This is a genomic window from Nonomuraea basaltis (assembly GCF_005893125.1).
GTDB lineage: Bacteria > Actinomycetota > Actinomycetes > Streptosporangiales > Streptosporangiaceae > Nonomuraea > Nonomuraea basaltis.
Window position 1 is genome coordinate 1 of record NZ_VCJS01000411.1, and the last position, 5917, is coordinate 5917.

The 5917-nt window shown below is 73.6% G+C and carries 3 protein-coding genes and 1 pseudogene; all 4 read right to left on the reverse strand.

Annotated elements, in window-relative coordinates:
- The coding region (locus tag EJK15_RS67070) for a UDP-N-acetylmuramoyl-tripeptide--D-alanyl-D-alanine ligase (protein WP_240778094.1) at positions 1-1454 on the reverse strand (1454 nt) is incomplete at its 3' end.
- Positions 1454-2983: a UDP-N-acetylmuramoyl-L-alanyl-D-glutamate--2,6-diaminopimelate ligase gene (locus tag EJK15_RS67075; protein WP_138720563.1), complete on the reverse strand. Its 1530-nt coding sequence runs from the start codon at positions 2981-2983 to the stop codon at positions 1454-1456. The genes EJK15_RS67075 and EJK15_RS67070, both read right to left, overlap by 1 nt.
- A 40-nt stretch (positions 2984-3023) precedes the next feature.
- Entirely contained in the window at positions 3024-4757 is a 1734-nt protein-coding gene (locus EJK15_RS67080) for a peptidoglycan D,D-transpeptidase FtsI family protein (RefSeq protein WP_476739213.1), read from the reverse strand.
- Positions 4712-5917: pseudogene (locus tag EJK15_RS75955) on the reverse strand (hypothetical protein); the annotation flags it as partial. The pseudogene EJK15_RS75955 and the gene EJK15_RS67080, both read right to left, overlap by 46 nt.

A 5917-nucleotide genomic window follows, 5' to 3' on the forward strand; every position in this document is an offset into this window, starting at 1 on the left:
AGATGTGTATAAGGGACATGTCCGGGACCAGGCGCGTGCCGGCCCGGCTGAGGAACGCCGTGCTCGTGCCGGCCCTGCGGCGCGCCGTGCTGAGGGCCGGACACGTGGGCGCCGGACGGCGGGGCACCCGGCGGAGGGCCTGCAGGCGCCTGAGAGCCGGGAATCTGCGCCCCGGTCGGCGGGACCACCGGGGACGGCGCAGGGGGCGCCTGTGCGGCCGTCTGGGCCGCCGCACGGGCGCCTTCCAGGACCGGCCCCGCCTCGGGCCCCGCCACGATCAGCCCCGCCAGCCCGGCACCGCCGGCCATGCGGCCGAGTTCGGCGTTGAGCGCGGGCCCCTCGTCGCCCAGCTCGCGCAGCGCCGCGATGACGGCGAACCGCCGCCGCCCCCGCCCCAGCGCCTCGAACATCTCGAAGGCCGCCCGCATCGAGTCAGGGTTGGCGTTGTACGCGTCGTTGACGACCGTCACGCCGTCGGCCCGGTCGGTGACCTCCATCCGCCACCGGCTGCGCGGCGTGGCCTGCGACAGCTCCGCGGCGATGGTGGCGACGGGCAGCCCGAGCTCGTAGCCGGCCGCCGCGGCCGCCAGCGCGTTCTCGACCGCGTGCGCCCCGTACAGCTTGAGCGACACCTGCGCGGCACCCGATGGAGTGCGCAGCGTGAAGGAGGCGCGCCCGCGGGCGTCCACCACGACGCCCTCGGCCCGGATCGCGGCGTCCTCGCTCCGGCCGAAGTACGTGACGCGCGCGTCGGTACGAGAGGCCATCTCCCGCACGAAGGGGTCGTCGGCGTTGAGCACGGCCACGCCGGACCGCGGCAGCGCCTCCACCAGCTCGCCCTTGGCCTTGGAGATGGCCTCCTTGCCGCCGAACACCCCGAGGTGCGCGGTGCCGACGTTGAGCACCACGCCGATCTGCGGCGGCGCGATGCGGGTCAGGTCCTTGATGTGGCCGAGGTTGCGGGCCGCCAGCTCCAGCACCATGAACCGGGTGTCGGCGTCGGCGCGCAGCACGGTCAGCGGGTGGCCGAGCTCGTTGTTGAAGCTGCCGACCGGGGCGATGGTGGGCCCGATCCGGCCGGTGAGCCTGGCCAGCAGGTCCTTGGTGCTGGTCTTGCCGGCCGAGCCCGTCACGCCGATCACGGTGACGCCGGGCAGCGCGGCGACCTGGGCGGCGGCCAGCTCGGCCAGCGCGGCGGCGGCGTCGGGCACGATCACCGCCGGCGCGTCGACCGGCCTGGTGGCCAGCACGGCGACGGCTCCGGCGCGGATCGCCTGCGCGGCGTAGTCGTGACCGTCGACCCGCGCGCCCCTGAAGGCGACGAACAGCGATCCCGGTTCAACGGCCCGCGAGTCGATCACGACGGGCCCGCGCACCACCGCGCGGGGATCGGCCATGCCCGACAGGGCGCCCGAGGTTATCTCGGCGATCCTGGCCAGAGGCAACGGGATCATTAGTGCTTCCTGCTTTCCTTGCGTGCGTCGATCGCTTCGGCGACCACTTCGCGGTCGTCGAAGGGGATCACCTCGCCTGAAACGTACTGGCCCTGCTCGTGACCCTTGCCCGCCACGACGATCACGTCGCCGCGCCCGGCCCGGGCGATCGCCAGGCCGATGGCGGCCGCGCGGTCGGGCTCAATGATCACATGAGCGCGGTCGTGCTGCGGAACGCGGAGCGCTCCCTCCATCATCGTCGCGAGGATGGCGAGGGGATCCTCCGAACGGGGATTGTCGCTCGTGAAAATCGCCACATCCGCCAGCTGTGCCGCGATCTCCCCCATCATGGGCCTCTTGCCCTTGTCGCGGTCGCCGCCGCAGCCGAGCACGATCGCGAGCCGGCCCGCGGTGACGGCGCGCAGCGACCGCAGCACCGACTCCACGGCGCCCGGTTTGTGGGAGTAGTCGACGATCGCCTGGAACTCGTCCTCCGCGGCCGTGACGCGCTGCATGCGCCCGGGCACGCCAATGAGCGTGCCGACGCCGTGCACGGCGCTCTGCAGCGGCACGCCGGCCTCCACCAGGGTGACGATGGCGCCGAGCGCGTTGGCGACGTTGAACGGGCCCGGCAGCGAGATCTGCGCGTCGGCCTCGACACCGCCCGGGCCGACCACCCGGAACGCGCTGCCGTCCGCGCCCAGCCTGACCTCCAGCGCCCGCCACTCGGCCGCAGGGTCGCCCAGCGCCGAGAACGTGGTCATCGGCACCTTCGCCAGATCCAGCAGCTCGCGGCCGTAACGGTCGTCGATGTTGGTCACGCCGACGCGGCTCAGCTCCGGCTGGAACAGCCGCACCTTGGTCGCGAAGTAGTCCTCGAAGTCCTTGTGGAAGTCGAGGTGGTCCTGGGAGAGGTTGGTGAACAGGACGACGTCGTAGTAGACGCCGTCGATCCTGCCGAGCGCGAGCGCGTGGCTGGAGACCTCCATGGCGGCCGCGGTGACGCCCTCCTCGCGCATCAGGGCGAACAGGCCGTGCAGCACCGGCGCCTCCGGCGTGGTCAGCGTCGGCTCGAAGCGCAGGTCGCCCGCGTGGATCTCGACGCCGCCCACCAGGCCCGTCGTGTGCCCGGCGGCCCGCAGGCCGGCCTCGAGCATGAACGTGGTGGTGGACTTGCCGCTGGTGCCGGTGATGCCGAGGATCTGGATGTCGTGGGCCGGCTGGCTGTACACCCAGGAGGAGATCGGCCCGAGCAGCGCGCGCGGGTCGGGCACGATCAGCACGGGCAGCCCGGTGGCGACGCACGCGTCGCGCCCGGCCCGGTCGGTGAGGATGGCCACCGCGCCGCCGGCCATCGCCTCGGCGGCGAAGGTGGCGCCGTGGACGCGGTTGCCGGGCATGGCCACGTAGAGATCTCCGCGCCTGACGCTGCGGGAGTCGATGGTGACGCCGGTCAGGGCGGCGTGAGGCGACCGCGACGTGCCGGAATCGGCGTCGAGCATGGTCGCGAGCCCGGTCAGCGGACGGGGCGGGCTGGTCGTGGGACGCATAGACGACGGGGGACGCACGGCGAGAGCGTACCTTCCCTGGTCACCCTCCGGCGCGCGTACGCACCGGCGGCACGGTGGAGCCTGTGGGAGGAATCTTCTTGCTCTTGATCGCGAACGTCATCACATCCTTGAAGACCGGGGCCGCCAGATCGCCGCCGAAGTGGCCGTTCTTCGGGTTCTGCAGCACTGACAGCACCACCAGCCCGGGCTGGTCCGCCGGGCTGAAGCCGACGAACGAGGCAGTGTAGCCGTCGTAACGGCCCAGGTCGGCATCGTAGCGGTTGGCCGTGCCGGTCTTGCCCGCCACCCGGTAACCGGGAATGGCGGCGAGCTGGCCCGTGCCCTCCTCGCCCACCGCGCTCTCCAGCATCGTCGTGATCTCCTTGGCCGTCGTCTCGCTCACCACTCTGCTCTGCTTACCAGCAGGAGCGGGTACGAACCTGCCCGAGGCGTCCGTGGTGCCGGCCACGATCTGCGGCTCGATCTTGACGCCGCCGTTGGCGATGGTCTGGTAGACGCTGGCCATCTGCAGCGCCGTCACCGACACGCCCTGCCCGTAGGCGACGGTGCAGCTCTGGCTGCCCGACCACTTCCTGTAGTCGGGCAGCAGTCCCGCCTCGGCGCCGGGCACGCCGCCGCCCGGCGTCGTGCCGAACCCGAACGACTTCAGCATCCGGTGGAGGCGCTCGCTGCCGACCTTGCGCGCGGCCATGATCGTGGCCACGTTGCTGGACTGGGCCATGGCCTGGCGGAACGTCATCGCCTCGGAATCGTGCGGGTGGGCGTCGCGCAGCACCTGGTCGGCACACCTGATCCGGTCGGGGACCTGGAACACCGTGTCGGGGGTCACCGTACGGGCCTCGAGCGCGGCGGCGGCGGTGATCACCTTGTTGGTGCTGCCGGGCTCGAACACGTCGGCGGCGGCCTTGTTGATCTGGCTGGACTGGGGGGCCTTCTGCCAGTTGTTCAGGTCGAGCTCGGGCGCGTTGGCCATGGCGATGATCTGGGCCGTCCGGACGTCCATGACGATCACGGTGCCGCTGTCGGCCCGGGCCTTGCTCACTTGCTCGGCGATCGACTTCTGGGCGGCCCACTGGATGTCGCGGTCGATGGTCAGCCGCACGTCCTGGCCGTCCACGGGGGCGGTGCGCAGGCTGCTGGTCATCGGGATGCGCTGGCCGTCGCGGCCGGTCTCCACGCGTTGCTTGCCGTCGCGGCCGGCCAGGAGCGTGTTCCTGGCCTGCTCCATGCCGATCAGGCCCTTGCCCTCGTACCCGACGAAGCCGATGAGGCTGCCCGCCAGGTCGCCCGCCGGGTAGAGCCTGCGGTAGGTCTTCTTGGCGGTGAGCGCCGGCACGCTGGCCTGCAGCAGGCGGCTGGCCACGACGGGGTCGACGTCCCGTGCCAGGAGTTGGTAGCGGGTGTCGGTCCTGGCCAGCTTGGCGGCGATGTCCTGCTCGCTCTTGCCCAGCTGCCTGGCCAGGATCGTGGTCGCCTTCGCCCGCACGTCAGGGCGGGTGATCTTGGACGGGTCGATCGCCACCTCGCGGGCCTCGACGGTCACGGCCAGCTCGTGACCGTTGACGTCGGTGATCGAGCCCCGCTTGGCGGGGATGAGCTCGGTGTGCTGGCGCTGGTCCACGGCCGCGGCCTCGTACACCTTGGAGTCCAGGCCCTGCATCTGGATCAACCGGCCGGCGAAGATCGACAGCACGAACGTCATGCCGATCAGGCCGATGTTGATGCGCCTGCGCGGGCTGCCCAGCCGCAGCACCAGCGGCGGCCTGGGCGGGCGCGGCGGCGTGGGCGGGCGGCGCGGTCCCCTGGGTGGCGGCACGTCTCCGCCGCGGCGCGCCGCCACCCGCTCACGGCCCCGCACCGCCTCGGACCGGGACCCACCGGTCGGGGTACGGCGCATCGGCCCGTCTTCCTTCCGGCCCCGGCTCCCCAGCTCGTCGTCCTGCCGCCCGAGGCCGCGCGGCTCCTCCTCCGGCCCTGTGCTGCGCCGGAGATCGTCTTCCCGCCCGGCCCGGTGCCGGAGATCGTCTTCCCGCGCGTTCCGGCGCCGGGGGTCGTCGGCGTCCGGCCGCGCGCGGTCACGGCGCGGCCGGGGACCACCCGCCGCCGCACCAGGCGGCGGGCCACCATCACCACGGCCACCGTCACCACGCCCACCGTCACCGCGGCCACCGTCACTCCGGCCGCGCACCCGGTCATCGCGTCCCTGGACGCGCCCTCTGAGCCGGTCGTCCTCGTCCCGTCCCGGGGAGGGACGCCCGCGAGGACGGTCGTCTTCGTCACGCCCCGGGGAGACCCGCCCCCGGGCACGGTCGTCTTCGTCACGCCCCGGGGAGACCCGCCCCCGGGCGCGGTCGCCTTCGTCACGCGACTGGGAGGCGCGTCCCCGGGAACGGCCGCTCGCGTCGCGCCCCTGAGCGGCGCGACCCTTCGAACGCTCGCCCTCGTCCCGTGGACGCCTGCGACCTCCTGCCTCGTCGCCGCGCGGGCGGCCACCTTCGTCGTCCTGCCGGGCGCGGCCGGCACCACGCGACCGGGCACCACCGGCGCCGTCCCGCCGGGCACCGCCGGTGCCCTCCCGCCGGGCCCGGCCGGAGCCACCCGACCGGCCACGGCCGGCGTCGTCCCCGGCACGGCCGCCGCGACCCGGCCGGGCATCGCCGGCGTCGTCCCCGCCACGGCCGGAGTCACCCGGCCGGGTGGGGCCGCCCTGGCGGGGGCGGTCGTCGTCGTCCGGGTCCTGCGGCGGGCGGCCGTTGAAGGCGTCGTCGCTCGCGAACGGCAGGTCCAGCGGATCGGGCCGCTTGCGCGGCTGCCGCGGCGGGTTCTCCGGCGACGCCGGGCGGCCCGCCCCCTCAGAGCGGGCAGAGCCCCCTTGGCGCCCTGCCCCGCCCTGTCTCTTATATCTAACTTAAG